General features: G+C 65.0%; 20 protein-coding genes and 1 other RNA gene. 11 read left to right on the forward strand and 10 right to left on the reverse strand.

Going from position 1 to position 24,653, the window contains the following annotated elements:
* Window positions 1-41: 41 nt before the first annotated feature.
* A complete protein-coding gene (locus QLG02_RS04950; RefSeq protein ID WP_282464666.1) occupies window positions 42-479 on the forward strand; it encodes a GNAT family N-acetyltransferase in 438 nt (145 codons plus the stop codon).
* Between the two features lie 18 nt (window positions 480-497).
* Window positions 498-1,307: a M90 family metallopeptidase gene (locus tag QLG02_RS04955; RefSeq protein WP_282464667.1), complete on the forward strand. Its 810-nt coding sequence runs from the start codon at window positions 498-500 to the stop codon at window positions 1,305-1,307.
* Window positions 1,308-1,389: 82 nt separating this feature from the next.
* On the opposite strand, the gene QLG02_RS04960 is transcribed toward QLG02_RS04955, so the two are convergent.
* From QLG02_RS04960 to QLG02_RS05000, 9 genes are all read right to left on the reverse strand, one after another.
* A complete protein-coding gene (locus tag QLG02_RS04960) occupies window positions 1,390-1,986 on the reverse strand; it encodes a GPR1/FUN34/YaaH family transporter (RefSeq protein WP_011705937.1) in 597 nt (198 codons plus the stop codon).
* Window positions 1,987-2,678: 692 nt separating this feature from the next.
* Window positions 2,679-5,579 (reverse strand): DUF748 domain-containing protein, encoded by a 2,901-nt coding sequence (locus QLG02_RS04965; protein ID WP_282464668.1) that lies wholly within the window; start codon window positions 5,577-5,579, stop codon window positions 2,679-2,681.
* 48 nt (window positions 5,580-5,627) lie between these two features.
* Window positions 5,628-6,389: a transporter substrate-binding domain-containing protein gene (locus tag QLG02_RS04970; protein ID WP_282464669.1), complete on the reverse strand. Its 762-nt coding sequence runs from the start codon at window positions 6,387-6,389 to the stop codon at window positions 5,628-5,630.
* Between the two features lie 37 nt (window positions 6,390-6,426).
* A complete protein-coding gene (locus QLG02_RS04975; protein ID WP_016350898.1) occupies window positions 6,427-6,849 on the reverse strand; it encodes a MerR family DNA-binding transcriptional regulator in 423 nt (140 codons plus the stop codon).
* 11 nt (window positions 6,850-6,860) lie between these two features.
* Window positions 6,861-7,817, reverse strand: a complete 957-nt coding sequence (locus QLG02_RS04980) for a hydroxymethylglutaryl-CoA lyase (RefSeq protein WP_282464670.1) — start codon at window positions 7,815-7,817, stop codon at window positions 6,861-6,863.
* The gene (locus tag QLG02_RS04985; RefSeq protein WP_282464671.1) at window positions 7,814-9,778 is read right to left on the reverse strand and encodes a biotin carboxylase N-terminal domain-containing protein; all 1,965 of its coding nucleotides are present in this window, start codon (window positions 9,776-9,778) and stop codon (window positions 7,814-7,816) included. The genes QLG02_RS04980 and QLG02_RS04985 overlap by 4 nt, the downstream gene beginning before the upstream one ends.
* Window positions 9,779-9,887: 109 nt before the next feature.
* On the reverse strand, window positions 9,888-10,727 hold the full coding sequence (locus tag QLG02_RS04990) for an enoyl-CoA hydratase-related protein (RefSeq protein WP_282464672.1): 840 nt from the start codon (window positions 10,725-10,727) through the stop codon (window positions 9,888-9,890).
* Window positions 10,728-10,736: 9 nt separating this feature from the next.
* Complete coding sequence (locus tag QLG02_RS04995) at window positions 10,737-12,338, reverse strand: carboxyl transferase domain-containing protein (RefSeq protein ID WP_282464673.1); 1,602 nt, start codon at window positions 12,336-12,338, stop codon at window positions 10,737-10,739.
* On the reverse strand, window positions 12,335-13,483 hold the full coding sequence (locus QLG02_RS05000) for an isovaleryl-CoA dehydrogenase (RefSeq protein ID WP_282464674.1): 1,149 nt from the start codon (window positions 13,481-13,483) through the stop codon (window positions 12,335-12,337). Before QLG02_RS05000 ends, QLG02_RS04995 begins: the two co-directional genes overlap by 4 nt.
* A 246-nt stretch (window positions 13,484-13,729) precedes the next feature.
* Between QLG02_RS05000 and QLG02_RS05005 the strand changes: the two genes are divergently transcribed.
* The 9 genes from QLG02_RS05005 to ffs all read left to right on the forward strand — a co-directional run bounded on the left by QLG02_RS05005 (window position 13,730) and on the right by ffs (window position 23,265).
* The gene (locus QLG02_RS05005; protein WP_282464675.1) at window positions 13,730-15,241 is read left to right on the forward strand and encodes a CoA-acylating methylmalonate-semialdehyde dehydrogenase; all 1,512 of its coding nucleotides are present in this window, start codon (window positions 13,730-13,732) and stop codon (window positions 15,239-15,241) included.
* A 65-nt stretch (window positions 15,242-15,306) separates the two neighbouring features.
* The gene (locus tag QLG02_RS05010; RefSeq protein WP_029302905.1) at window positions 15,307-16,464 is read left to right on the forward strand and encodes an acyl-CoA dehydrogenase family protein; all 1,158 of its coding nucleotides are present in this window, start codon (window positions 15,307-15,309) and stop codon (window positions 16,462-16,464) included.
* 140 nt (window positions 16,465-16,604) lie between these two features.
* The gene (locus QLG02_RS05015; protein ID WP_039214369.1) at window positions 16,605-17,417 is read left to right on the forward strand and encodes an enoyl-CoA hydratase; all 813 of its coding nucleotides are present in this window, start codon (window positions 16,605-16,607) and stop codon (window positions 17,415-17,417) included.
* Window positions 17,418-17,476: 59 nt separating this feature from the next.
* Entirely contained in the window at window positions 17,477-18,580 is a 1,104-nt protein-coding gene (locus tag QLG02_RS05020) for an enoyl-CoA hydratase/isomerase family protein (protein WP_282464676.1), read from the forward strand.
* Between the two features lie 27 nt (window positions 18,581-18,607).
* On the forward strand, window positions 18,608-19,528 hold the full coding sequence (mmsB, locus tag QLG02_RS05025) for a 3-hydroxyisobutyrate dehydrogenase (RefSeq protein ID WP_282464677.1): 921 nt from the start codon (window positions 18,608-18,610) through the stop codon (window positions 19,526-19,528).
* A gap of 71 nt (window positions 19,529-19,599) precedes the next feature.
* A complete protein-coding gene (locus QLG02_RS05030; RefSeq protein ID WP_282464678.1) occupies window positions 19,600-20,361 on the forward strand; it encodes an SDR family oxidoreductase in 762 nt (253 codons plus the stop codon).
* Between the two features lie 389 nt (window positions 20,362-20,750).
* Window positions 20,751-22,187, forward strand: a complete 1,437-nt coding sequence (gene arcD, locus QLG02_RS05035) for an arginine-ornithine antiporter (RefSeq protein ID WP_139392184.1) — start codon at window positions 20,751-20,753, stop codon at window positions 22,185-22,187.
* Between the two features lie 90 nt (window positions 22,188-22,277).
* Window positions 22,278-23,066 (forward strand): sulfite exporter TauE/SafE family protein, encoded by a 789-nt coding sequence (locus tag QLG02_RS05040; RefSeq protein ID WP_011705953.1) that lies wholly within the window; start codon window positions 22,278-22,280, stop codon window positions 23,064-23,066.
* 102 nt (window positions 23,067-23,168) lie between these two features.
* An RNA gene (gene ffs, locus QLG02_RS05045) (signal recognition particle sRNA small type) lies at window positions 23,169-23,265 on the forward strand.
* A 362-nt stretch (window positions 23,266-23,627) separates the two neighbouring features.
* On the opposite strand, the gene QLG02_RS05050 is transcribed toward ffs, so the two are convergent.
* Window positions 23,628-24,608 (reverse strand): LysR family transcriptional regulator, encoded by a 981-nt coding sequence (locus QLG02_RS05050; RefSeq protein WP_282464679.1) that lies wholly within the window; start codon window positions 24,606-24,608, stop codon window positions 23,628-23,630.
* Window positions 24,609-24,653 lie beyond the last annotated feature (45 nt).

Raw genomic sequence — 24,653 nt, forward strand, 5'->3', positions numbered from 1 at the left:
CGCTCTGCGGCGGAAGAGGGAGAGCAAAATCAAGGCCAAGGATGAAGATGGAGCAAGAAATAGCGATGATCCGCCCGGCATGTGCCGAGGATACGGCCGCCATGGCCGACCTGTTCGGCCAGCTGGGTTACCCGGTCAGCCCGCAGGTGCTGGGCGAGCGGTGGCTGGCTCAAGATCCGGCTCGCGAGGTGCTGGTGGCCTGCCTGGGGGAGGAGATAGCGGGCGTGCTGGTGTGGCACTGGCTGAGCCCGCTGCACGTTGCACCAGCGTGGGGCCTGATCTCGGCGCTGGTTGTCGATGAGGGTGCAAGGGGACGCGGCGTTGGCACTGACCTGCTGGTGGCGGCAGAGGAGCGGGCGCGAGTGCAGGGTTGCAGCCAGCTGGAGCTCTCCAGCAGCCTCAAGCGGGAAGGGGCCCATCGCTTCTATCTGGCGCAGGGGTATGTCGAGCGTCCGAAACGGTTTGTGAAAACAGTCTGATCAGCAAGAGGAGTCTGCGTGTTCTGGTCCCGCTTACGAAGTGTGTTTGGTGGTGCGTCCCGGCAAGATGACAATGGGCCTGGCGCGCTGGAGTGGCAGCAGGCCCTGGCTGCGGTGCCCATTTTGCAGGGTTTTTCCCGGGAGGAGGAGCAGACCCTGATCGGGTTGGCGCAACAGCTGCTGGCCCGCAAGACCCTGACCCAGCTCGGGGTGTCGCTCACTCCCCGTCAGCAGGCGGTGCTGGCGTTGCAGGCGGCGCTGCCCATTCTGCACCTGGGGCTCGACTGGTACCGGGGCTTTCACGAGATCATCCTGATCCCCGAGCCGGTGGTGCGCCGCCAGCAGGTGCAGGACGAGTTCGGGCTGGTGAGCGAGGTTGAAGAGGAGAACGCCGGCGAATCCTGGCCGCAGGGGCCGCTGGTGCTGGCCTGGAGTGAGCTGCAGCAGGACGGGGATTGGGACGGCTTCAATCTGGTGATCCACGAGCTGACCCACAAGCTCGACATGTTGGGAGGGGAGGCCGACGGGGCGCCGCCACTGCCGGCGGGCATGGATCCGCGCCAGTGGACCGATGCGCTGCAGGTGGCATTCGATGCCATGCAGGCGCAGCTGGATCACCACGAGCCTACTGCCATCGATCCTTACGCCGCCTCGCACCCGGCCGAGTTTTTTGCGGTGTGCAGCGAGTGCTTTTTCACCGATCCGCTGCGCCTGCGCGACACCTATCCGGCGGTGTACCTGCAGTTCAGCCGCTTCTTCGGCCAGCAACCGGCAGCGCGTTTTCCGGCCACCAGGTTGCTGGCGGGGGAGCCCGAGCATCACGGCTAGCCGGGCGATCCTGGCAAATTGCACCCAACAAAAAGGCACCCCACGGGGTGCCTTTTTCGTGACAGCTGTGTCGGCCGGGTGCTTAGGCAGCGGCTTTGAGCTGAACGGCGGCAGCTTTCTTGTGATCGCCGATCGGCATCACGGTGCGGCCGAACTGTTCGTTGATCACGGTGGCCATGGCCAGATAGATGGCGCTGGCGCCGCAGATGATGCCTTCGAAACCGGCGATGGTGCCGATCAGGGTGCTGCCGGTGAAGTCACGGGCGGCCAGCAGGAAGAACAGCACGGTCAGGGAGGCGAACACGAACTGCTTCACGCGCGGGTAGTTGACGGTCCCGATCAGCATGAACAGGGTGAACATGCCCCACATCAGCAGGTACCAGCCCATGTAGGCGTGCGGGGTGGCTTCGGCCAGACCCATGGTCGGCATCACCAGCAGGAACACCAGGCTCCACCAGAAGGTGCCGTAGGAGATGAAGGCAGTCACACCGAAGGTGTTGCCGCGCTTGTACTCCATGATACCGGCGATGATCTGGGCCAGACCGCCATAGCACAGGCCCATGGCCAAGATCATGGCGCTGATGGGGAAGAAACCTGCGTTATGGATGTTCAGCAGAATGGTGGTCATACCGAAACCCATCAGACCCAGAGGGGCAGGGTTGGCCAATTTTTCGCTCACGTGGCGTTCTCCAAAAATAGAGGTGGGGGTTGATAAAAGACGCGCGATTTTAGGCAGGCTCTGGGCGCTGGGCAAGGGGGGGAATGGCTGAAACGGTAAAAAAATAACGGGATTTTTTACCCAACTGACCATTCGTGCGATCCAGGTAGATGGCAGGTGAATGAATGGTACGGACAAGGTTGAAAAATTGTATTGAGCAGCACGATTCTGAAAGTTTCATACAATTCGGGCCGATGGGCTGAGCAGTGCCGTCAACGGGATGCCCATTGCCAAGCACGAGTACATTTGAGGCTAAAAAACACCCTCATATGCCATCAGACAAGAGGCGTTCATTACTTGATTAAGGCAAACGGCAAAGCTGTCTGCTCGCAGCATCGACAAGGTCGAGCAGAGGCCTTTTTGCCGGAGTTGTTAGGCGCCGGACTTGTTAGCTGAGAAGGTTGAGGGCTTAAACGACCGAAGGCTAGGGGGCTGGGTGAGAAAATCCTGGGCCGATGAGTGGCTGTAGCTGCGGCTGTGCCATCGCGCACAGACGTGCCCGTGCGGTGGCTGAATTGCCGAGAGAGCCAGTGGCTGGCTGCAGCAAGGGTAAAGCAAGGCGGCGAGACGATGGATTTGGCGGTGGGTGCCAGGAGGAGACGAGCGTGACATCTGCAGGATGAGGGGCCCCTCATCCTGCAGATGTCAGCGGCTCAATCGTCCAGGGTCAGCACCACCTTGGCCTCCTTGTCGGCCTCCTTGACCTGGCTGTCCAGCACGAACAGCCGCTCCGGTGCGATCCCCTGGCGGTCCACCAGAAACTCCTTGGTGTTCTGGGCGCGGCGCATGGCCAGATTGCGCAGAGACTTGGCGGTGATGAGCTGCTGATCCCGCAGCAGGAGCACCGCCTGGGCGCGCAGGGCCGGGCTCTCTTCATCGAGCTTCAGCCGATCGGCCAGATCCCCGAGATCTTCGTTGAAACGGGCCTCATAAGCTTGTGCCAGGGCCGATTGCATGGCGGGGTCCTGCTCCAGCAGCTCGAGGTCCACCGGGCCGCCGGTGATCTTGGCCAACGCTCGCTCCAGCTTCTGGCGTTGCAGGATGGGGCGCTCCTCGTTGAAGTTGACCTTGCCGCGAATGTTCATGCTGAGCTTGGGCCTGTCCTTGAGGGCCTGCGCCAGTTTGGCCAGCTTCTCCTGCTGGGTGGGGGTGAGATCCGGCTCCCCGGGCAGGAAGGGCAGCTCATCGAGATCCTCGCTGCCGCCCGCCAGGGAGGCGAGCAGCGAGAAGGGGGAGGTGACCGCCTTGCGCAGGGTGTTGCCTAGCACGTCCCAGAAGATGTTGCCGAGACTGAAGTCCGGCTGATCCAGATTGCCCTTCACCTTCAGATTCATCTGGATGACGCCGTTGGCATCGCTCAGCAGGGCGACCGCCAGCCCCAGCGGCAGATCCTTGGCCTGCTCGCTTTTGACCTTTTCCCCCAGCTGCAGCTTCTTGATGGTGATGTCGTTGTCTCCCTCCAGCCGGTTGCCCTGCAACTGGTAGTTGAGCTTCATGGAGAGCTGGCCCTTGTCGATGGCATAACCGGCGTAGGTACTGGAGTAGGGGGTGAAGGTGGTGAGCTCCAGATTGTTGAAGGTGACGGCCACGTCCAGCACCGGCTGCTCGATCAGCAGGTTGGTGCCGCCACGGATGGTTACCGGGGCGTAGCGGTCCACCTTGCCGTTGAAGGCCAGCTCGGAGCGCTGGCCCGGGATGTTGCTGATGTGGCGGCTCTGGCCGCTGAGGGCTGCGATGTCCACCACGAATTCCGGGCTCAGACTGCGATCGGCAAAGCGCAGGTTGCCCTGCTCGGTGCGGACCTGGGCGATGCTGACGCGAGGGGCCGGCCCGCTGCTGGCGGACTTGGCCGTGGCGGGTTGCGGCAGCAGCAGTTGCTGCACGTTGGTGACCCTGTCTTCGTTGATCTCGATGCGGGCGAAGGGTTTGCGCAGCAGGATGTCGTCGATCTTCACCTGCTGGCTGATGCCGTCGTAGTGCAGGCCGCTCAGTTGCAGTTGCTCAATTTGCAGCAGGCGTTGGTTGTCGGCCCGATCCAGCACGTTGAGCCGCTCGATATCGAGCCCACTGCTCAACTCCAGCTTGCTCAATGCCCCCTTGGCATCGGTGGCCAGCGCCAGCTTGGTGCGACTGGCAAGCTGGCCGTCGCGCACGCTGATGCGCAGCAGATCCTGCAGATAGGGCTGGGCCCAGCTGAGCGGCAGGCCCTGTTGCTTGATTTCTCCGTTGAGGCTGAAGGGGACGAGGGTGAAGTCGCCGTCAAAGTCCAGTTTCGCCTGGTTGTTGAGCGCCCCGCTCAAGGTGAGCGGGGAGCTCTGTCCGCTCTGGCTGCCCAGCGGACCCAGCGCCAGCGTCAGGGCGGAGAGCTCGCGCAGCAGCGGTTTGCCGCTGCTCGATTCGGTCAGCTTGAGCTGGCCCTGCTCGATACGGGTCTGCTTGAGGCTCCAGCGCCAGGGCTGGCCCGGCGCCGCCGGTTTGGCGGCTTTACTGGTGTTGACCGGCGGCTGGGGGAGCAGCAGGGTCGCCAGATCCAGCTGCTGGTTGGCATCGAGCACCGCACTGACGGCCGGCGCCTTGAGCGCCAGCCGGTCTATCTGCAGCGCCTGCTTGTTGCCGTCGAGCGCGATGCCGGTCAGCGCCAACTGCTTGAAGCGGGCAAATTCGCCGCTCTTGCGACGCTGGAGCTGCCAGTCATTGAGGGTCAACTTGCCCTTGGAAAGCTGCCAGCTCAGCCCCTGCTTGCCCTCGGCTATCTGGTAGGCCAGCTCGGCGTTGGCCTCGCCCTTGGCCAGCTTGACGTCGAGATAAGGGGCCCAGAGCGGGGCGAAGGGGGCGAGCGCCAGCTTGCCGAGGCTGATCTTACCCTTGCCGGCGCCGCTCATGATGTCGAGCTCACCGCTTGCCTTGAGCGGGCTCTGCTGGTTGAGGGTGGCGGCGAGCGCGAAGGGGTTGGCGCGACCAGGGGCGGTGGAGAAGGTCGGCAGTTGCAGGTCGAGCCCGCTCAGGGTCAGGGTGGGCACCCAGCCGAGGCTGCTCTGCTTGCGGCTGTCTTGATAGGCGATGTGGCCCTGCTCTGCCGCCAGTTGGTTGATCTGCACCAGCAAGGGGGCACTGCTGTCGGTGTCCGTGGTTTCACTCGGGGTGAGCTGGCTGGCCAGCGCCTCGGTCAGATTGAAGCGAACGGTTTTGCCTTGATCCGCCAGCCGCACCAGATTGACGGTTGGCTTGACGAGGCGCGCCTCGTCGAGGATCAGGGCGCGCTGGCGCCAGCTTTCCCCTAGCAAGGGGGTGAGCTGCAGGCGCTCGAAGGCGATGAGGGGCTGCTGCTGGTCATCGAACAGGGTGGTGGGGCCGATGGCGAGGGAGGGGTGGCGCAGGCCGACGTCGATCTCCCCCAGGCTCAGGTGCAGGCCGTAGTGTTTGGCCAGCCAGCTTGGCAGGTGGCGCTGGGTCAGCGTGGGGGCTTGCCATAACAGAATAAGCAGGGAGATCAGCAGGGCGGCGCAGAGGTAGAGGGCGTAGCGCAGTAGACGGGCACGCAGAGGCTTGGGCATGAGGGTCTCCAATTGATGCGCATAGGGTAACAAACTTTCAGGGCATGATCATGGTGCCACTTGATGCTGTACGCCGTACTTTGTCCAAAGGCTTGCCAATTTCCCGCTCTCTTTCAGTTGGGCCAGCCACTGTTCCAGCTGCTGTACCGAGATCCCGGCGTCCGGGCTGAGCAGGGCTCGCAGCTCATACTGCTGATCCCACCGGTTGGAGAGCAGCAGCTGGTCGGCCTGCTCGGGGTACTCCTTGTCGAACTGGTTGAGGTAGGAGAGGTTGAGGATGGCCGCCTCGCCGCGCCCCTTGAACAGCCCCTGCAGGGCGCTGATGTTGTCCTTGACCAGGGTGATATTGAAACGCTGCTTCAGGGTGCTCGCGGTGGCGTCGAAATCGGCGATGCCGTAGTGATAGCCGCTGACCCCGATCAACTGGCGCTGCGCCAGGTTGTCAAAGAAGGATTGATCCCGCCCCGGCGCCTTGAGGGCGACATAACGCTCACCGCCCAGCAGCAGCGGACGGCTGATGCGCACCTGATCGGCATTCCAGTCCCAGCGGATATCTTCGAACAGCATCAGCGAGAAGCGGCCGAGGGCCAGCGCCTTGTAGCGGTGGGGGGCCGAGGTGGGCACGAACACGAAGTGCACATCCTGCTGGATGTCGTTGAGCAGGGCGATGAGATCCAGGGTCAGCCCGCGATAGTGGCCGCTGTCGTCCTTGACGACGAAGGGGGCATAGGGGTAGCCACCGACCCGGATCAGCGGGTGGCCCCATGCCGTACAGCAGAGCAGCAGCAACAACCAGCACCAGCGTTTCATGGGGTCTCCCAGCAGGCAGAGATGATCCCAGATTCGGTTAATCTGCGCTGGTTTTCAAGCTGTTAAGGGAATTAACACAGCGCTGCTCGGCCGCCTCCAGCTCGGCCATCACCATCTGGATATCCTCCAGCTGCTGGCGCAGGGAGTGACGCTTGGCCTCGATGAGCTGGATCATGGAGTTGAGCTGGGTCTTGCTGGAGCGGTCGGTGTCATACATGTCGAACAGTTCGCGGATCTCCGCCAGGCTGAAGCCGAGCCGCTTGCCGCGCAGGGTCAGCTTGAGCCGGATCTTGTCCTTGTGGCTGTAGATGCGGGTCTGCCCCTCCCGGGTCGGGGTGATGAGTCCCTCGTCCTCGTAGTAGCGGATGGTGCGCGGCGTGATGTCGAACTCGTGGGCCAGCTCGGAGATGCTGTAGGTCACCTCCTTGCCGGCGAGCCCGTGGGCGAGGGTATTGGACATGGCGGGGCTCCTTATTGCGGGGATGGCTGGCACAGCCGGGTGCGCAGCCGCTCGGCATTGGCGTGCAGGGCCCGGCCGACCCGCGAGCCGTTGGAGCGGCCGAGCTGCTCGCTCACCCACTGGCCGGTGGCAGCCAGCTGGTCGAGATCGACGCCGGTGCTCATGCCAAGGCCGTGCAGCAGGTAGACCACCTCCTCCGAGGCGACGTTGCCGGAGGCGCCGGGGGCATAGGGACAGCCGCCAAGCCCGGCCACCGAGCTGTCGATGGTGCGGATGCCGCGCTCCAGCGCCGGCAGCAGGTTGGCCAGCCCCTGGCCATAGGTGTCGTGAAAATGGACTGCGAGCCGGCCAGCCGGGATCTCGTGCAGCACCGCATTCAGCATGGGCGCCACCGTGCCCGGGGTGCCGACGCCGATGGTGTCGCCGAGCGATATCTCGTGGCAACCCAGATCCAGCAGCCGCTCGGCCATGGCGGCAACCCGCTTGGGCCGGGTCGGGCCATCGAACGGGCAGGCGATGACGGTGGAGAGGTAGCCGCGCACCTTGATGCCGAGGCTACGCGCCTCTTTCACCAGCGGGGCGAAGCGCACCAGCGACTCCTCCACGCTGATGCCGATGTTGGCCCGGGTAAAGCCGTCGGAGCAGGCGGTGAAGAGACCTATCTCGTCGGCGCGGGCGGCAATGGCGGCCTGCAGACCCTGCAGATTGGGCACCAGGGCGCCATAGCGGGTCGGCCCCCTGCGCGGCAGGGCATTGAACAGTGCGGCGGAATCCGCCATCTGCGGCACCTTCCTGGGCGACACGAAGGCGCCCACCTCGATGCGCTGCAGCCCGCTCTCGGCCAGGCGGGCGATGAGCTCCAGCCGCTGCACCAGCGAGAGGGTCGCGGCCTCATTTTGCAGGCCGTCCCGCGGCCCCATCTCCACCAGGCTGACCTTGTCGTCCCGGCTCTCCTGTGCTCGGCTCATGAGCGCTCCTCCTGAGTGGTATGCTGCTCGGCAAAGCGCACCAGCAGGGCGCCCTGACTCACCTGTTCGCCCTGGCGGCACTGCAGCGCCTCGATCACCCCATCCCGATCGGCCTTGAGGACGTGCTCCATCTTCATCGCCTCCAGCACCAGCAGGGGTTGCCCCTTGCTGACTGGCTGGCCGGCCTCGACCTGCAATGCCACGACGATGCCGTGCATGGGGGCCAGGATGCCGGGGGCATCGCTTGCCTCGTGATCATGGTGCAGTTGATGATGCTGATCATCGGCCGAGAAGCGGATGCGCCTGCCCGCCAGGTGCAGCAGATAGTCGCCCTCGCCGAGGGTGTGCAGCGGGTAGCGCTGCCAGCTGCCGGCCTGCTGCAGGCGGATCTGATCCGCCCCGAGCTCGAACGGGATCTGCTCGCCCTGCCAGAGCAGGCTGCCTGCCCGCTCGGCGAGGGTCAGCGCGCGGGCCTCCTCGCCGATGCGCACCGCCGCGCTAAAGCTGCGGGTGGGGCCCAGCCGAAAGCCTGCTGCCTGCTGCCAGGGGGAGGCGCCGTGCTCGCGACTGGCGAGCCAGAGGGCGGCGAGCGGCCAGGCGAGCGCCGGGACGGGCAGGGTATCGGTGGGAATGGGCCACTGGGTGTGGTGGCCCATGGCCAGTACTGCGGGCTCTTCGCACAGGCGCAGCAGCAGCGGGCCATTGTGCACCAGGGGGCCGAGTTCCAGCGCCGCCAGCGCGTCGGCCAAGCTGGCAAAGGCCTCGCTGCGGCTCGGTGCGTGGGCGATCAGCTTGGCGATCATGGGGTCGTAATAGGGGCTCACCGCATCGCCAGCGCCGACGCCGGTGTCGATGCGCACGCCAGCCGGCCAGTGGAGCCAATTGATGGGGCCGCTGGCGGGCAGAAAACCGGCGGCCACGTCCTCGGCGTAGAGACGCGCCTCCACCGCGTGGCCGCGCAGCACCACTTCCTCCTGGGTGAGCGGCAGCGGCTTGCCTTCGGCCACCGCCAACTGCCAGGCCACCAGATCCTGGCCGGTGACGGCCTCGGTGACCGGGTGCTCCACCTGCAGCCGGGTGTTCATCTCCATGAAGAAGAACTCCTCCCCGCACAGCAGAAACTCGATGGTGCCGGCCCCCCGATATGTGATGGCCCGGGCGGCGGCGACGGCGGCCTCGCCCATGGCGCGGCGCAGCGCCGGTGCGATGTCGGGGGCGGGGGCCTCCTCGATCACCTTCTGGTGGCGGCGCTGCAACGAGCAGTCCCGATCCCCCAGATAGATGGCGTTGCCAAGGGTATCGGCAAACACCTGCACCTCCACGTGGCGGGCACGGGCGAGATAGCGCTCCAGCAGCACGTGGTCGTCACCGAAGGCAGAACTTGCCTCCCGCTTGACCGCCGCCAGGGCATCGTCAAAGTCGGCCAGCTGATCGACCCGGCGCATTCCCTTGCCACCGCCGCCACTGGCCGCCTTGATTAGGAGCGGAAAGCCCACCTGGGTCGCCTGATCGCGCAAAAAGTCGGGATGCTGATCCGCGCCGTGATAACCGGGCAGCACCGGCACGCCGGCTGCCTGCATCAGCGCCTTGGCGCCCGACTTGTCGCCCATGGCGAGAATGGCGGCGCCGCTTGGCCCGATGAAGCGCATACCCCGCTGCTCGCAGGCGGTGGCAAAGTCGCTGTTTTCGGACAGAAAACCGTAGCCCGGGTGGATGGCGTCGGCGTTGGCCCGCTGGGCGATGCGCAGCACCTTGCCGGTGTCGAGGTAGCTCTCCCGGGCGGGGGCCGGCCCCAGATGCCAGGCTTCGTCGGCTTCCCGCACATGCATGGCGTGGGCGTCGGCGTCCGAGTAGAGGGCGATGGTGTGAATGCCGAGGCGCCGGGCGGTCTTGATGATGCGCACGGCGATTTCGCCGCGATTGGCGATCAGCAGGCGCTTGATTGGAGTGTGGTTGGTCATGCTGGCTCCCTGTCGTTCAAGGCGCACAAGTGCGGAGCGTGTTGATCCACACGCCAGTTATATTGAGCACAGTTGGCGATCAGCAGGGGCTTGATGGGGTGGTATTGAGTCATGCTTCGTCCTTGAAACGGGGGCGCCAGGCGGGGGGGCGTTTGTCGAAGAAGGCTTGCATCCCCTCCTGGGCTTCGAGACCGACCCGTACCCGGGCGATGGTCTCGACGGTTTTCTCTTCGTGCAGGCTGGCGCCGTGGCTCTCGAGGGCGGCCAGCAGCCGCTTGGTTTCTTTCATCGCCTCTGGCCCGTTGCGGCACAGGCGCAGGGCCTGCGCGCGTCCTTCGGCCAGCAGCTGATCCGGCGGGCAGCGCCGGTGCGCCACGTTTAGGCGGCAGGCGGTTACCGCATCGAACGGTTCGGCGCAGAGCATCAGGGCGCGGGCCTGGCGCATCCCCATGGCGCGCACCACGTAGGGGCTGATCACTGCGGGCACCAGCCCGAGGCTCACCTCGGAGAGGCAGAAGCGGGCGTCATCGGCGGCCAGCACCAGATCGCAGGCGCAGATGAGGCCCAGCGCTCCGCCGTAGGCGGCGCCCTGTACCAGCGCCACCGTGGGGAAGGGGAGCTCGTCCAGGGTTTGCATCAGCCGGGCCAGCACCCGGGCGTCTTCCCGGTTGTGCTCGAAATCGGCATGGGCCAGGTTGCGCATCCAGTTGAGATCGGCGCCGGCGCAAAAATGCTTGCCTTCGGCCCGCAGCAGCAATGCGTGGGGGCGATCGGTGAGGGCCTGGCCGTGGGTGTGGGCCAGCTCGTCGAGGCAGTCGAGCAGCCCCAGCATCAGGTCGGCGTCAAAGGCATTGTGGCGGGCTGGGCGGTCGAGCACCAGCTCGGCCAGCGGGCCGTGTCGCTCCAGCCGAAAACCGGGCTGGAGAGCGTGACTGAGTGGATCGGACATGTGAACTCCTTACATCCGGAAGATGCCGTACTGTTCCGGGCCGGTCTCGGCCCCCTGACAGGCCGCCAGTGCCAGCGCCAGCACGGTGCGACTCTGGGCCGGGTCGATGACGCCGTCATCCCACAGGCGAGCGCTGGCGTAGTAGGGGTGGCCCTGGCGCTCATACTGCTCGATCACCGGGGCGCGGATGGCGGTTGCCTCCTGCTCGCTCAATGGTTTGCCCTCGGCCGCCAGCTTGTCCCGGCGCACCTGCACCAGCACCCCGGCTGCCTGCTCGCCGCCCATGACGGAGATGCGGCTGTTGGGCCAGCTGAACAGAAAATCGGGGTCGTAGGCGCGCCCGCACATGCCGTAGTTGCCGGCACCGAAGCTGCCGCCGACGATCAGGGTGATCTTGGGCACCCGGCTGCAGGCCACGGCGGTGACCAGCTTGGCGCCATGCTTGGCGATCCCTTCGCGCTCGGCTTGGCTTCCCACCATAAAGCCGGTGATGTTCTGCAAAAAGATCAGCGGGATGGCGCGCCGGTTGCAAAGCTGGATGAAGTGGGCCCCTTTCTGGGCACTGTCGCTGTGCAGCACGCCATTGTTGGCGAGGATCCCCACCGGCATGCCGCAGATCCGGGCAAAGCCGGTCACCAATGTGGTGCCGAACAGCGCCTTGAATTCGTCAAAGTCCGAGCCATCCACCAACCGGGCGATCAGCTCCCGTGCGTCATAGGGGCGCTTGAGGCTGGTGCCCACCAGGCCGTAGAGATCCTCGATGGGGTAGCAGGGGGGCTCATAGCCGGGGCTGGTCTCTACCGGTTCGCTCCCCAGGTGGGTCACCAGAGTACGGGCAATGGCCAGGGCGTGGCCATCGTCGCGAGCCATGTGATCTGCCACCCCTGAGTGGGTGCAGTGCACTTCGGCGCCGCCCAGGGCTTCTGCGCTGATCTCCTCGCCGGTGGCGGCCTTGACCAGCGGCGGGCCCGCCAGAAAGATGGTGGCCTGCTCTCTGACCATGATCGACTCGTCCGCCATGGCGGGCACGTAGGCGCCGCCGGCAGTGCAGAGCCCCATCACCACCGCCAGCTGGGGGATGTTCTGGGCCGACATGCGGGCCTGGTTGTAGAAGATGCGGCCAAAATGATCCCGGTCGGGGAACACCTCGTCCTGCATCGGCAGGAAGGCACCGCCGGAATCCACCAGATAGAGGCAGGGAAGGCGCAGCCGCTCGGCGATGGCCTGGGCGCGCAGGTGCTTTTTCACCGTGAGCGGGTAGTAGGTGCCGCCCTTCACGGTGGCGTCATTCACCACCAGCATGCACAGGCGTCCAGAGACCCGACCGATGCCGGTGATGATGCCGGCGGCGGGCACCGGCTCGTCATAGACCTGCCAGCCGGCCAGCGCCGAGAGCTCGAGAAAGGGGGAGCCCGGGTCCAGCAGCTGGTTGATGCGCTCGCGGGGCAGCAGCTTGCCGCGAGCCTGATGGCGGGCGTTGTTGGCAGCGCCGCCGCCCAAGGCTATCTCTTCCAGGCAGGCATTGAGATCGTCGACCAGGGCCTGCATGGCGGCCCGATTGGCCTCATAGTCGGGACTGGCGGTGTCGAGGTGGGAGTGGAGCCTGCTCATGCATTATCCCCCATCAGCTCGCGGCCGATGAGCCAGCGGCGGATCTCCGAGGTGCCGGCGCCGATCTCGTAGAGCTTGGCGTCCCGCAGCAGGCGGCCGGTGGGGTATTCGTTGATGTAGCCGTTGCCGCCGAGCAGCTGGATGGCATCGAGCGCCATCTGGGTGGCGTTCTCGGCGGCAAACAAAATGGCGGCGGCGCAATCCTTGCGGCTGGTGAGGCCCTGATCGCAGGCGCTCGCCACCGAGTAGACCAGCGCCCGGCTGCTGGCGAGGCGGGTATACATGTCGGCAAGCTTGCCCTGCACCAGCTGGAACTCGCCGATGGGCTGGCCAAACTGCTTGCGCTCGCGCACATAGGGCAGCACCACATCCATGCAGGCCTGCATGATGCCAAGGGGACCGGCCGCCAGCACCACCCGCTCGTAATCCAGCCCGCTCATCAGCACCTTGACCCCGCCATGCAAGGGGCCCAGCAGGTTCTCCTGCGGCACCCGGCAGTTGTCAAACACCAGCTCGCAGGTACTGGAGCCGCGCATGCCGAGCTTGTCGAGTTTCTGGGCGATGGAGAAACCAGGAGTCCCCGCCTCGACGATAAAGGCGGAAATCCCTTTGGGGCCGGCAGCGGCATCTGTCTTGGCATAGATGACGAAGGTGTCGGCATCCGGGCCGTTGGTGATCCACATCTTGTTGCCGTTCAGCACGAAGTTATCCCCCTCGCGCACCGCGCTGAGGCGCATGCTCACCACGTCGGAGCCGGCGCCCGGCTCGCTCATGGCCAGCGCCCCCACATGCTCGCCGCTCACCAGCGGGGGCAGGTAGCGCGCTTTCTGCTCCGCCGTGCCGTGGCGGTGGATCTGGTTGATGCAGAGGTTGGAGTGGGCGCCGTAGGAGAGGCCGACCGAGGCGCTGGCGCGGCTCACCTGCTCCATCACCAGCACGTGGGCCAGATAGCCGAGATTCACCCCGGCATACTCCTCCGCCACCGTGATGCCGTGCAGACCCAGCTCCCCCATGCGGGGCCAGAGATCGCGGGGGAAGACGTTGCTTTGATCAATCTCGCTGGCGCGCGGCGCGATCACTTTCTGGCAGAAGGCCTCGACCTGCTCGGTCAGGGCGCACAGGGTCTCGTCCATCACTGCATGCATCCTTGCTCTCCTCATATGAAGGGGGTGACAGCTTGGCGGCCCAAGCTGAAACAGGGGGCCAAACTGGTCAGTCCATTTGTGATTTAAGTTTACGTTAGCGTAAACGTAAATTGATTGTTAGTCTAAGGTAAATTTGTTGCGCCATGACGGCAAGGGCGATTGCCCGGTCGTGATGGCCCCCGTCACAGGAATGCCCATGGTCCGTTCGCAAGCGGCCCATGATGTGCCAGCAAGGAGAGAGTGCCCATGAACAACCATCTGACCCGGTTCGGTGACGTGCCGCTACACATCGGCGGGGAGGCGTACCCTTCCGCGAGCGAGCAGTGGATCGAGGTGACCGACCCGGCGGATCAGAGCCTGCTGGCACGGGTGCCGAAAGCCACCTCGGCGGAAATTGAACTGGCGGTGCGCACCGCTCACGACGCCTATCTGCTGTGGCGGGAGGTGCCGGCCTCCGAGCGGGCCCGGGTGATGTTCAACTACCAGCATCTCTTGAAGACGCATCACGACGAGCTGGCGGCTCTGCTGGCGCAGGAGACCGGCAAGAATCTGGCGGATGCCAAAGGGGATGTGTGGCGCGGCATCGAGGTGGTGGAGCAGGCCTGCGCCATCGCCAGCCAGACCCTGGGGGAGACCATGGGCAACGTGGCGCGGCGGGTCGACGGTCACTCCTGGGTGCAGCCGCTCGGGGTCTGCCTTGGCATCACTCCTTTCAACTTTCCGGCCATGATCCCGCTCTGGATGTTCCCGCTGGCGGTGGCCTGCGGCAACGGCTTCGTGCTCAAGCCCTCCGAGCAGGATCCGCTCACCCCCATGCGGCTGGCCGAGCTGTTTGCCGAGGCGGGGGCCCCCAAGGGCATTCTGTCGGTAGTGCACGGCGGTGCCGAGCAGGTGGATGCGCTGCTGGCCCATCCCGACATCAAGGCGGTCAGTTTCGTCGGCTCGGCCCGGGTTGGCGGTCACGTCTATCGCAGCGCTACTTCGCAGCTCAAACGGGCCCAGTGCTTTGTCGGTGCCAAGAACCACATGGTGATCATGCCGGATGCCAACAAGGCGCAGGTGCTCAGCAACCTGGTGGGGGCCGGGGTCGGCGCCGCCGGTCAGCGCTGCATGGCCATCAGCGTGGCGGTGTTTGTGGGTAGCGCCCGGGAGTGGATCCCCGAGCTCGCCGCCGAGTTCGCCAAGGTGAAGCCCGGCGTCTGGCACGATCCTGAAGCGGCCTACGGCCCGCTTATCAGCCCGGAGGCGAAAGTCAGGGTGGAGGGGCTCATCGAGGCGGGGATCGCCGAGGGCGCCGAGTGCCTGCTGGACGGCCGTTTTTGCGACGTGCCCGGCTACCCGGTGGGCAACTGGGTGGGGCCGACCCTGTTTCGCGGCGTGACCCCCGAGATGCGCATCTACCAGGAGGAGATCTTCGGGCCCGTGCTGGCCTGTCTCGAGGTGGCGAGCCTCGACGAGGCGCTCGCCCTCATCAACGACAACCCCTACGGCAACGGCACCTCCATCTTCACCGGCTGCGGCGCTGCCGCCCGCAAGTTTCGTCACGAGGTGGCGGTGGGCCAGGTGGGGATCAACGTGCCCATCCCGGTGCCGCTGCCGTTTTTCTCCTTCACCGGCTGGCGCGGCTCCTTCTACGGGGATCTGCACGCCTACGGCAAGCAGGCGGTGCGTTTTTACACCGAGACCAAGACGGTCACCGAACGCTGGTTCGACGAAGACATTCCCAGCGGCCCCAACATGACCATTCAGCTGCGCTGATGGCCGGTTGCCCGGGCGCACCGACTGACAGAAACGGATCGAACAAGTACAAGGAAGCGAACAAGATGGATTTTACGTTGACCCCTGATCAGCAGGCCTATGTGGAGGCCGCCAGCGCTTTTGCCGAGGAGGCGCTCAAACCCCACGCCGCGCGCTGGGACAAGGAGCATGAGTTCCCCATCCCTACCATCAAGCAGGCGGCGGCGCTTGGCTTCTGTGGCCTCTACACCCCGGAGCAGTACGGCGGCCTCGGTCTGCCGAGGCTCGATGCCAGCCTCATCTTCGAGCGCCTCGCCATGGGCTGCACCTCCACCACCGCCTATCTGACCATCCACAACATGGTGAGCTGGATGCTGGGCAGCTGGCTGCCTCCCGAGGTGGCCGAGGAGTGGGTGCCGAGGCTTGCCGGCGGCGAGCTGCTGGGCTCCTACTGCCTCACCGAGCCGGGGGCCGGATCCGATGCCGCGGCCCTCAAGACCCGCGCGGTGCGCGATGGCGAGGATTACCTCCTCGACGGCAGCAAGGTGTTCATCTCGGGCGCCGGCAGCACTGACGTGCTGGTGGTGATGGCCCGCACCGGTGGCGAGGGGGCGAAGGGGATCTCCGCCTTCATGGTACCGGCCCAGACGCCCGGCGTGAGTTATGGCAAGGCGGAGGAGAAGATGGGCTGGAACAGCCAGCCGACCCGGGAGGTGAACTTCAGCGCCGTGCGCATTCCCGCCCGTTACCGGCTGGGGCAGGAGGGGGAAGGGTTCAAGTTCGCCATGCAGGCGCTCGATGGCGGGCGCATCAACATCGCCACCTGCTCGGTCGGCACTGCCCAGCAGGCCCTCGACGACGCCCTGGCCCATGTGCAGCAGCGCCAGCAATTTGGCCACCCGATCAGCGAATTTCAGAGCGTGCAGTTTCGCCTGGCCGACATGGCCACCGAGCTCGCTGCCGCCCGGTTGCTGGTGCGTCAGGCGGCGGCCAGGCTCGATGCCGGAGCGCCGGACAAGAGCGCCTGGTGCGCCATGGCCAAGCGTTTTGCCACCGACGTGGGGCACCGCGTCTGCGACGACGCCCTGCAACTCTTTGGCGGCTATGGTTATATCCGCGAGTACCCGCTCGAGCGCTACCTGCGCGATACCCGGGTCCACCGCATTCTGGAAGGGACGAATGAAGTGATGCGGCTCATCATCGCCCGCCGCCTGCTGGCCGAGCCCGGGCTGGCGCTGGAGTAGCGAGGTGGAGCCGCCGTGCCCGGCAGCCCACCCTGACGACGCGGCTGGCGTGACTCGTCGTCAGGCTTTGTGAGCCAGCCACAGGTCGGCTCCATTCAACCCTGTCATCATGGGGCAGGTTTTTTGACAAGGACAACGCAATGACAAGGATCAGGCTCGAATATCACGGTCACGTGGCCTACATCACCCTCGACCATCCTCCCGCCAACACCTGGACTCTCGCCAGCCTGCAGGCCTTCTTGCAGATGATGGTGGAGCTCGACAGCCGTCCCGACGTGGTGGCGCTGGTGATCCGCGGTGCCGGGGACAAATTCTTCTGTGCCGGCGCCGATCTCAACATGTTTGCCGACGGCAACCTGGAGCACGCCCGCGAAGTGGCCGAGGCCTTTGGCCGCGCCTTCGAGGCGCTGGCCCGCTTTCACGGGGTCAGCATCGCTGCCATCAATGGCTATGCCATGGGAGGGGGCCTCGAGGTGGCACTGGCCTGCGACATCCGCATCGCCGAGCAGCAGGCCAAGCTGGGCCTGCCGGAGGCCTCGGTGGGCTTGCTGCCTTGCGCCGGCGGCACCCAGCGCCTGACCGAACTGGTGGGGCCGGGCTGGGCCAAGCGGATGATCCTGTGCGGCGAGAAGGTGAGTGCCACCCTGGCCTACGAGATGGGGTTGGTGGAGGAGGTGGTGAAGGAGGGCCACGCCTGGGAGGCGGCGCACCAGATGGCCCAGCTGGTGGAGCGTCAGAGTCCGAGCGCCCTGCGCGCTTGCAAGCAGCTCATCAACCAGGGGCGCAGCGGCCATCGGGACGCGGCACTGCCGCTCGAGCGCAGCCTGTTCCTCACCCTGTTTGACGATGCCAACCAGCGTGAAGGGGTGGCCGCCTTCCTCGAGAAGCGAGCTCCGCGCTGGCATTACGACCAATCCAAGCCGGTGAAGAGTGAGGGAGTGAAGGATGAATGAGGTAATGATGGCGGCCCGCCATGTCGCAGGGGCTGATATCCTGTCTGCGGGGGCTCGCCATGAGTGAGCCTGTGCGCATCGAGACCCACCCCACGGCGGATGGTCGTCACATCGGCATGCTGACCCTGGACAGCCCCGCCTCCCTCAACGCCCTGAGCCTTGAGATGATCCAGTTGCTGCAGGCGGCGCTGACTCGCTGGGAGCGGGATCCGGCCATCGTCTGCGTGCTGCTGCAGGGGGGCGGCGAGAAGGCGTTTTGCGCCGGCGGCGACATCCGCTCCTTCTACTACCGCAAGCAGGAGGCGAGCGAGTCGGCACTGTTTGGTTATGCCCGCGACTTCTTCGAGCAGGAGTACCGGTTCGATCACCACATCCACTGCTACAGCAAGCCCCTCATCTGCGTGGCGGACGGCATCTGCATGGGCGGTGGCATCGGTCTCTTTGCCGGGGCCGGGTTCCGGGTGGTGACCGAAAAGAGCCTGTTCGCCATGCCGGAGGTGACCATAGGCCTCTATCCGGATGTGGGGGGCAGCTGGTTTTTGAGCCGCATGCCGGGGCGGCTCGGGCTCTGGCTCGGCCTCACCGGGGCCCGCTTCAACGGGGCGGATGCCATCGGCCTGGGTCTGGCGGATCACGCCATGGCGAGCCGCGAGCGGGCGGAGCTGCCGGCGCGCCTCGCCGCCCTCGACTGGTCTGACTCTGCCAATACTGGCGAGCAGATCGAGGGGCTGCTGGCCGGTTTGCAGCGATCCCTTGGCCAGACGCTGCCAGCTCCCGTGCTCTTGCCCCATCAGGCCCGCATCGATGCGCTGTTGGCCGGCCGCTCCCTGCAAGGGGTGTTGGCTCGCCTCGAGGGGGCCGAGCTGACCGAACCGGCGCTGGCCCAGGCGCGGGAGACCTGCCAGAGCGGCAGCCCTATCAGCCGCGCCATCCTCTGGCGCCAGTTCTGGCAGGCACGGCGCCAGTCGCTGGCCGAGGTGTTTGCCGACGAGCTGGCCCTCTCGGTCAACTGCGTGCTCAAAGGGGATTTCGTGGAAGGGGTACGGGCGCTGCTCATCGACAAGGACAAATCACCCCGCTGGCAGGCCCCGCAGGCGGGCGAGGCCTGGCTGGATGACTTCTATCGTTGGCCCGAGGGGAATAACCCCCTGCGTCCCTGCTGACGGGCGATCACACACAAGGAACAGACCATGACAAGGATTGGATTTATCGGGCTTGGCAACATGGGTGGCCCCATGGCCGCCAACCTAGCCAGGGCGGGGCACACGGTACAGGTGTTTGATCTGGTGGCCGAGAGCCTGACCCGCGCCATCGAGGCCGGCTGTATCGCCGCCGGCGATGCCCGCGAGGCGGTGAGCAGCTGCGAGTTGGTGATCAGCATGCTGCCGGCGGGCGAGCATGTGCGCAGCCTCTGGCTGGGCGAGGGGGCCGGTGAGCGAGGCGGGCAGGATCTGCTGGCGGCCCTGCCGCTCGGCGCCCTGGTCATCGACTGCTCCACCATTGACGTGGCTTCGGCCCGCCAGGTGGGGGCGGCGGCGCAGGCGCGCGGCATCCGTTTTCTCGATGCCCCCGTCTCGGGGGGCGTGGCCGGCGCGGCGGCGGGCACGCTCACCTTCATCGTTGGCGGCGAACAAGCGGATTTTGAGGCGGCCAAACCTGTGCTCGCCTGCATGGGGCAGAACCTGTTTCACGCCGGGGCGCTCGGCGCTGGCCAGATCGCCAAGATGTGCAACAACATGCTGCTTGCCATCCACATGGCGGGCACTGCGGAAGCGCTGGCGCTCGGGGTCAAGGAGGGGCTGGATCCGGGCGTGCTCTCCACCATCATGGGCAAGAGCTCGGGCAACAACTGGAGTCTCGAGCGCTACAACCCCTGGCCCGGGGTGATGGAAAACGTACCGGCGTCGCGCAACTATCAGGGGGGCTTCATGACCCGGTTGATGGTCAAAGATTTGGGGCTCGCCATGGCCCTGGCCGAGCATGCCCACAGCGCCGTGCCGATGGGGGCGCTGGCCCGCAACCTGTTCAACCTGCACGCCACCAAGGGGCAGGGGGCTCGGGATTTTTCCAGCATCGTCGAGCTCTATCGGGACAAGACAGCGCCGGGTTAAGGGCCGCTATCTACCTTTTTACCCGATAGTCTTTGACTCGACAGTCACCGGCCATCTCACCAGGAGCATTTATGGATATCACACAGAAAGTCATCGCCATCACGGGGGCGGGCAGGGGGCTGGGCCGCGCCATCGCCCTGAGTCTGGCGGAGCAGGGGGCGCAACTTGCGCTCATCGACGTCAACCGCACTGATCTGGAGGTGACCGAGGCGGAAGTGCGCAGCCGTGACGGCCAGTGCGCCCTGTTCGTCTGCAACGTGGCGAGCGAGCCGGAGGTCGAGGCGACCTTCGCCGCCATCAAGGGGCAGTTCGGTGCTCTGCACGGCCTCATCAACTGTGCCGGCATTCTGCGCGACGGCATGCTGATCAAGGTGAAGGAGGGGGCGCTGACGGAGAAGATGAGCCTGGCCCAGTGGCAGAGCGTCATCGACGTCAATCTCACCGGCACCTTCCTGTGCGGGCGCGAGGGGGCGACGCTGATGGCCACCGGCGGGGAGGGGGGCGTCATCATCAACATCTCCTCCATCGCCCGCGCCGGCAACATCGGCCAGAGCAACTATGCCGCCAGCAAGGCGGGGGTGGCCTCGCTGGTGGTCACCTGGGGGAAGGAGCTGGCCCGCCACGGCATTCGGGTGATGGGCATCGCTCCCGGGGTGTTTGCCACCGACATGACGGCGGCGATGAAGCCGGAGGCGATGGCCCGCATGCAGCAGGCCATCCCGGTAGGCACCCTCGGGCAGGCGGCGCAGCTGGCCCAGACGGTGCATTTTATTCTCGCCAATGACTATCTGTCGGGGCGGATGATCGAGCTGGACGGCGGCCTGCGCCTCTGAATATCGGCGCTCTGTTGCAGATGCCCCTGGCCCTCGGCGCAGGGGCATTTTTATTGAAACGTTTGTCAGCAGCCGGGTTTGTCGACCTCGGCGGCAAGCTGCATTCTCATGCAGGTCTGATCCGTAAAAACGGGGCTCAGGTCATGGAAAAATGTGAAATATCAACGGGTCTTTCTTAATTTGAACCAGCTCACAGGCCCCCGGGGTCAGTGCTGTAAAATTGCGCGCGGTCAAGACGGTGCATGATTGACGGTACGAGGGATTGCGGTCGGAATAGTCATGCAATATAGTTGCCGCCTTTTTCACGGGGTACGGATTTCTAGCCCCTCCCATATTGCGCGCAGTATGAATACGGACGCTCTGCCGCCGCCTAATTAAACAGGATTGAGATGGACAAGAAACTGGGGCTTGGTGCCCTCATCTCGCTGGTGATCGGCTCCATGGTCGGTGCCGGAGTCTTCAGTCTGCCGCAAAACATTGCCGCTCATGCCAGTGCCGGGGCCGTCGCGCTGGGATGGGCCATTACCGGTATCGGCATGATCTGCCTCGCGCTGGTGTATCAGAACCTCTCCATGCGTCGCCCGGATCTCGATGGCGGCATCTTCAGCTATGCCAAGGCCGGTTTCGGCGATTTCATCGGCTTCAACGCCGCCTGGGGCTACTGGCTCTGTCAGCTGCTGGCCAACGTCTCCTACGCCATCGTGGTGTTCAGTGCGCTGAGCTACTTCTTCGACACGCCGGACAAGGTCATCTTCGGTGACGGCAACACGCCGGTGGCCATCACGCTCGCCTCCCTGCTCATCTGGTCGGTGCACGCCCTGGTGCTGCGCGGCATTCAGGTGGCGGCGCTGGTGAACATCGTCACCACCATCGCCAAGATGGTGCCGCTCATCGTGTTCTGCGTGGCCATCCTGCTCGCCTTCAACATGGATACCTTCACCCTGGATATCTGGGGTCAGGGCACCCCTGAACTGGGTTCGGTGATGGATCAGGTCAAGTCCACCATGAAGGTGACGCTCTGGGTCTTCATCGGCATCGAGGGGGCCGTGGTGGTCTCCGCCCGTGCCCGTCATCGCAAGGATGTAGGCCGTGCCACCGTGCTGGCGCTGCTGGGTGCCCTGGCGCTCTACGTGATGGTGACCCTGTTCTCGCTGGGGGTCATGAACCAGCCGCAACTGGCGGCCCTCAAGAACCCCTCCACCGCCATGATCCTAGAAGCCGTGGTCGGCCCCTGGGGTGCCTGGCTCATCAACATCGGTCTGGTGATCTCGGTGATGGGGGCCCTGCTGAGCTGGACTGTGCTGGCGGCGGAAGTGCCCTACATCGCGGGCAAGACCGGTGTGTTCCCTGGCTGGTTTGCCAAGGAGAACAAGAACGGCTCGCCGCAGGTGTCGCTCTGGTGCTCCACCTGCCTGGTGCAGACCTTCCTCATCATCATCTACTTCCAGAGCAGCACCTATCTGGCGCTGGTCAACATCGCCACCTCGGCGGCGCTGGTGCCCTACGTCTTCTCCGGTGCCTACGGGCTGAAGCTGGCGCTGAAAGGGGAGACCTACGCAGGCCAGCCCCATCAGCGCAAGCGCGACCTGTTCCTGGCGCTGGTGGCCACCGGCTACGGCTGCTGGCTGGTCTATGCCGCCGGGGTCGAGTACCTGCTGCTGGTGGCGCTGCTCTACAGCCCCGGTATCTTCATCTACTGGAAGGCGCGCCAGCACCACGGGCTGCGCGGCCTCAACCGGCTGGAGCAGGGGATGACGGCGGCCCTGCTCGGTTGTGCGGTGCTGGCCTTCTACAAGGTGATGGACGGTACCATTCCCTTGAGTTAACCGGCACAATAAAGAGATGGCCCAAGGGCCATCTCTTTTTTTATGTGCAGCGCTCTATTTGTTCGCTGCACCGCCTCGGAAGGAATTTTTATGCTGTTTATGGGTTATCTGCTGCTGGGGGCGTTCGCCGGCATGCTGGCGGGATTGTTCGGCATCGGCGGCGGTCTCATCATAGTGCCCGTGCTGGTGCTGAGCTTTCACGCCCAGGGCGTTGCGCCCGACATCATTACCCATCTGGCACTCGGTACCTCGCTACCCACCATGATCTTCACCGGCTTCAGCTCGCTGCGTGCCCACCAGGAGGCGGGTGCGGTCGACTGGGTGATGATCCGCCGGCTCGGCGCCGGCATGTTGGTCGGGGCCTGGCTCGGCGGCATGACCGCCAACCTGCTCAGTGCCAGCACCCTCAACATCATCATCGGCTGCTTCGCCTGGACCATGGCGCTGCAGATGGGGCTCAACCTCAAGCCCAAGGCGGAGCGTCATCTGCCGGGGGCGCTCGGCACCGGCATCGCCGGCACCGTCATCGGCTGGATGTCGGCCTTGTTCGGTATCGGTGGCGGCTCGCTGACCGTGCCTTATCTGAGCTGGAACAGCGTGCCGATGCGCAACGCCGTGGCGGCCTCCGCCGCTTGCAGCATGCCCATCGCCCTGGCGGGCAGCCTCAGCTACCTCTACGCCGGCTGGAACAATCCAGACCTGCCAGAGTGGAGCCTGGGGTTCATCTACCTGCCGGCGCTGCTCGGCATCGTGCTCACCAGTACCCAGTTTGCCCGGGTCGGGGCCAAGCTGGCGCACCGGCTCTCTCCCCAGCGGCTCAAGCAGGCGTTCGCCCTGTTGATGCTGCTGGTGGGCGCCAAATTCATGCTGTTTAGCTGAACCCTTGGCCAGATTGTTGAAAAATAAGGCGAACAGCACGAGCGAGGGCAGAAAGCCGTTGCATTTAGAGGCCAGTTTGCCTATTCTCCTCGCCGGTGGTCCTATTGGTCCTCTCGCATTGATAACCCGTCGACCTGGTCAGGACCGGAAGGTAGCAGCCAAGGTGGGGGACTCGAGTGCCGGGATGTGGCTGGTAGGGCCACCACTTGTTTTTGTAAATCAATAAGTTACAGCTAATACCCCCTTTAGACCGCTTGGTAATCCACTTTGTGTGGATGAATCAGGAGTCTTCTCTGTGAATCTCCGGCTCTCTGCAGCAAAGTGTCAGGTTCGACCGCAAGGTGACCCTGGAGCCCGGCACAAACTCCCCCTTGATCTTCAGGGCAGTCCCCTTGCGATCATTTTCCCTTCAGTCTCTTTCCGTGGCCTCTATTGCCATTTCATCCTCTTTATTCTCACCCCTTTACGACCCCTTTTCACAAGAGAAGTGCTTGCCGTGCACCAACGCCCAAGCCCGGAAAGCACCCGGCAATCAGTAACCCAGAGCGCTTATCTGGGACGTTATGTCGGTTGCAGTGACCCCGTGCCGGCCAGATGGGCCTGCGCCAGTTCATCCATGTCGAGCACATAGTCGCGCTTGTCCGCGAGGCAGGCTATCGCGAGATCGATGAAGTGGCGTACCCGGGCGGGCTGGGCGGCGCGACTGCCATAGTAGAGAAACAGGCCGTGCATCTGGGTCATGTGCTCGAGCAGCAGGGGCACCAGGCGGCCGGCGCGGATATACGCCGCTGCCGTCGGCCCGGCCAGCTGGCCGATGACGTCGCCAGCCAGCACGGCCCCCAGCTCCACCATCTCATCGTTGGTGGAGAGTGCCGGGCGTACCGGATGTTCCTGCAGTTCGTCCCCTATCTTGACATGCCAGGGCACCAAGCGACCGTTGCCCGCGTGGCGAAAGGCACTGCAGCGGTGCAGGCCGAGATCATGCAGGGTGAGGGGGACGCCATATTTGCGCAGATAAGCGGGGGCGGCGCAGATGATGAGCTGCATGGGGAACAGGCGGCGCGCGATCAGCCCCTCCTGGGGAGAGATGCCGATACGCAGTCCCACATCGACCCGCTCCTCCACCCAGTTGCCGACCCTGTCATCGAGCTGGATATCCGGTTGCACATCGGGATAGCGCCGGCAGTACTCCTCCAGCACCGGCCCTATGATGGTTTGCACCACGGAGCGCGGGCCCACGATCCGCAGCGGACCGGCGAACTCCTCACGGGTCTGGCGCGCAGCCGTCAGGGCTTGCTGCAGGCCGAGCAGGGCAGGCTGCGACGCCTCCAGAAACCGTTGTCCCTCTTCGGTCAGCGACATGCTGCGGGTGGTGCGATGAAACAGGCGCACCCCCAGATACGCTTCCAGCTGGCCGAGCGCCTTGCTGGCGGCCTGAGGGGAGATCTGCTGAGCCTCGGCCGCCTTGCTGAGACTGCCCAGCTTGGCCGTATGGACGAAGGTGGTGATGGATCGCAATTCGTTGATCATGGTCTTGCTCATGGATTTACATCATTTGGTTGTAACTGATTCCGCTATTTACCGTCT

The organism is Aeromonas sp. V90_14 (assembly GCF_029967615.1).
Taxonomy (GTDB): domain Bacteria; phylum Pseudomonadota; class Gammaproteobacteria; order Enterobacterales; family Aeromonadaceae; genus Aeromonas; species Aeromonas hydrophila.

Excerpts from the sequence above, each read along its gene's own strand:
- QLG02_RS04950 (WP_282464666.1), top strand. The coding sequence starts at position 42 with ATGAAGATGGAGCAAGAAATAGCGATGATCCGCCCGGCATGTGCCGAG.
- QLG02_RS04965 (WP_282464668.1), bottom strand. The coding sequence starts at position 5,579 with ATGCCCAAGCCTCTGCGTGCCCGTCTACTGCGCTACGCCCTCTACCTC.
- QLG02_RS04970 (WP_282464669.1), bottom strand. The coding sequence starts at position 6,389 with ATGAAACGCTGGTGCTGGTTGTTGCTGCTGCTCTGCTGTACGGCATGG.
- QLG02_RS04975 (WP_016350898.1), bottom strand. The coding sequence starts at position 6,849 with ATGTCCAATACCCTCGCCCACGGGCTCGCCGGCAAGGAGGTGACCTAC.
- QLG02_RS04980 (WP_282464670.1), bottom strand. The coding sequence starts at position 7,817 with ATGAGCCGAGCACAGGAGAGCCGGGACGACAAGGTCAGCCTGGTGGAG.
- QLG02_RS04985 (WP_282464671.1), bottom strand. The coding sequence starts at position 9,778 with ATGACCAACCACACTCCAATCAAGCGCCTGCTGATCGCCAATCGCGGC.
- QLG02_RS04990 (WP_282464672.1), bottom strand. The coding sequence starts at position 10,727 with ATGTCCGATCCACTCAGTCACGCTCTCCAGCCCGGTTTTCGGCTGGAG.
- QLG02_RS04995 (WP_282464673.1), bottom strand. The coding sequence starts at position 12,338 with ATGAGCAGGCTCCACTCCCACCTCGACACCGCCAGTCCCGACTATGAG.
- QLG02_RS05000 (WP_282464674.1), bottom strand. The coding sequence starts at position 13,483 with ATGCATGCAGTGATGGACGAGACCCTGTGCGCCCTGACCGAGCAGGTC.
- QLG02_RS05005 (WP_282464675.1), top strand. The coding sequence starts at position 13,730 with ATGAACAACCATCTGACCCGGTTCGGTGACGTGCCGCTACACATCGGC.
- QLG02_RS05010 (WP_029302905.1), top strand. The coding sequence starts at position 15,307 with ATGGATTTTACGTTGACCCCTGATCAGCAGGCCTATGTGGAGGCCGCC.
- QLG02_RS05015 (WP_039214369.1), top strand. The coding sequence starts at position 16,605 with ATGACAAGGATCAGGCTCGAATATCACGGTCACGTGGCCTACATCACC.
- QLG02_RS05020 (WP_282464676.1), top strand. The coding sequence starts at position 17,477 with ATGAGTGAGCCTGTGCGCATCGAGACCCACCCCACGGCGGATGGTCGT.
- mmsB (WP_282464677.1), top strand. The coding sequence starts at position 18,608 with ATGACAAGGATTGGATTTATCGGGCTTGGCAACATGGGTGGCCCCATG.
- QLG02_RS05030 (WP_282464678.1), top strand. The coding sequence starts at position 19,600 with ATGGATATCACACAGAAAGTCATCGCCATCACGGGGGCGGGCAGGGGG.
- arcD (WP_139392184.1), top strand. The coding sequence starts at position 20,751 with ATGGACAAGAAACTGGGGCTTGGTGCCCTCATCTCGCTGGTGATCGGC.
- QLG02_RS05040 (WP_011705953.1), top strand. The coding sequence starts at position 22,278 with ATGCTGTTTATGGGTTATCTGCTGCTGGGGGCGTTCGCCGGCATGCTG.
- QLG02_RS05050 (WP_282464679.1), bottom strand. The coding sequence starts at position 24,608 with ATGAGCAAGACCATGATCAACGAATTGCGATCCATCACCACCTTCGTC.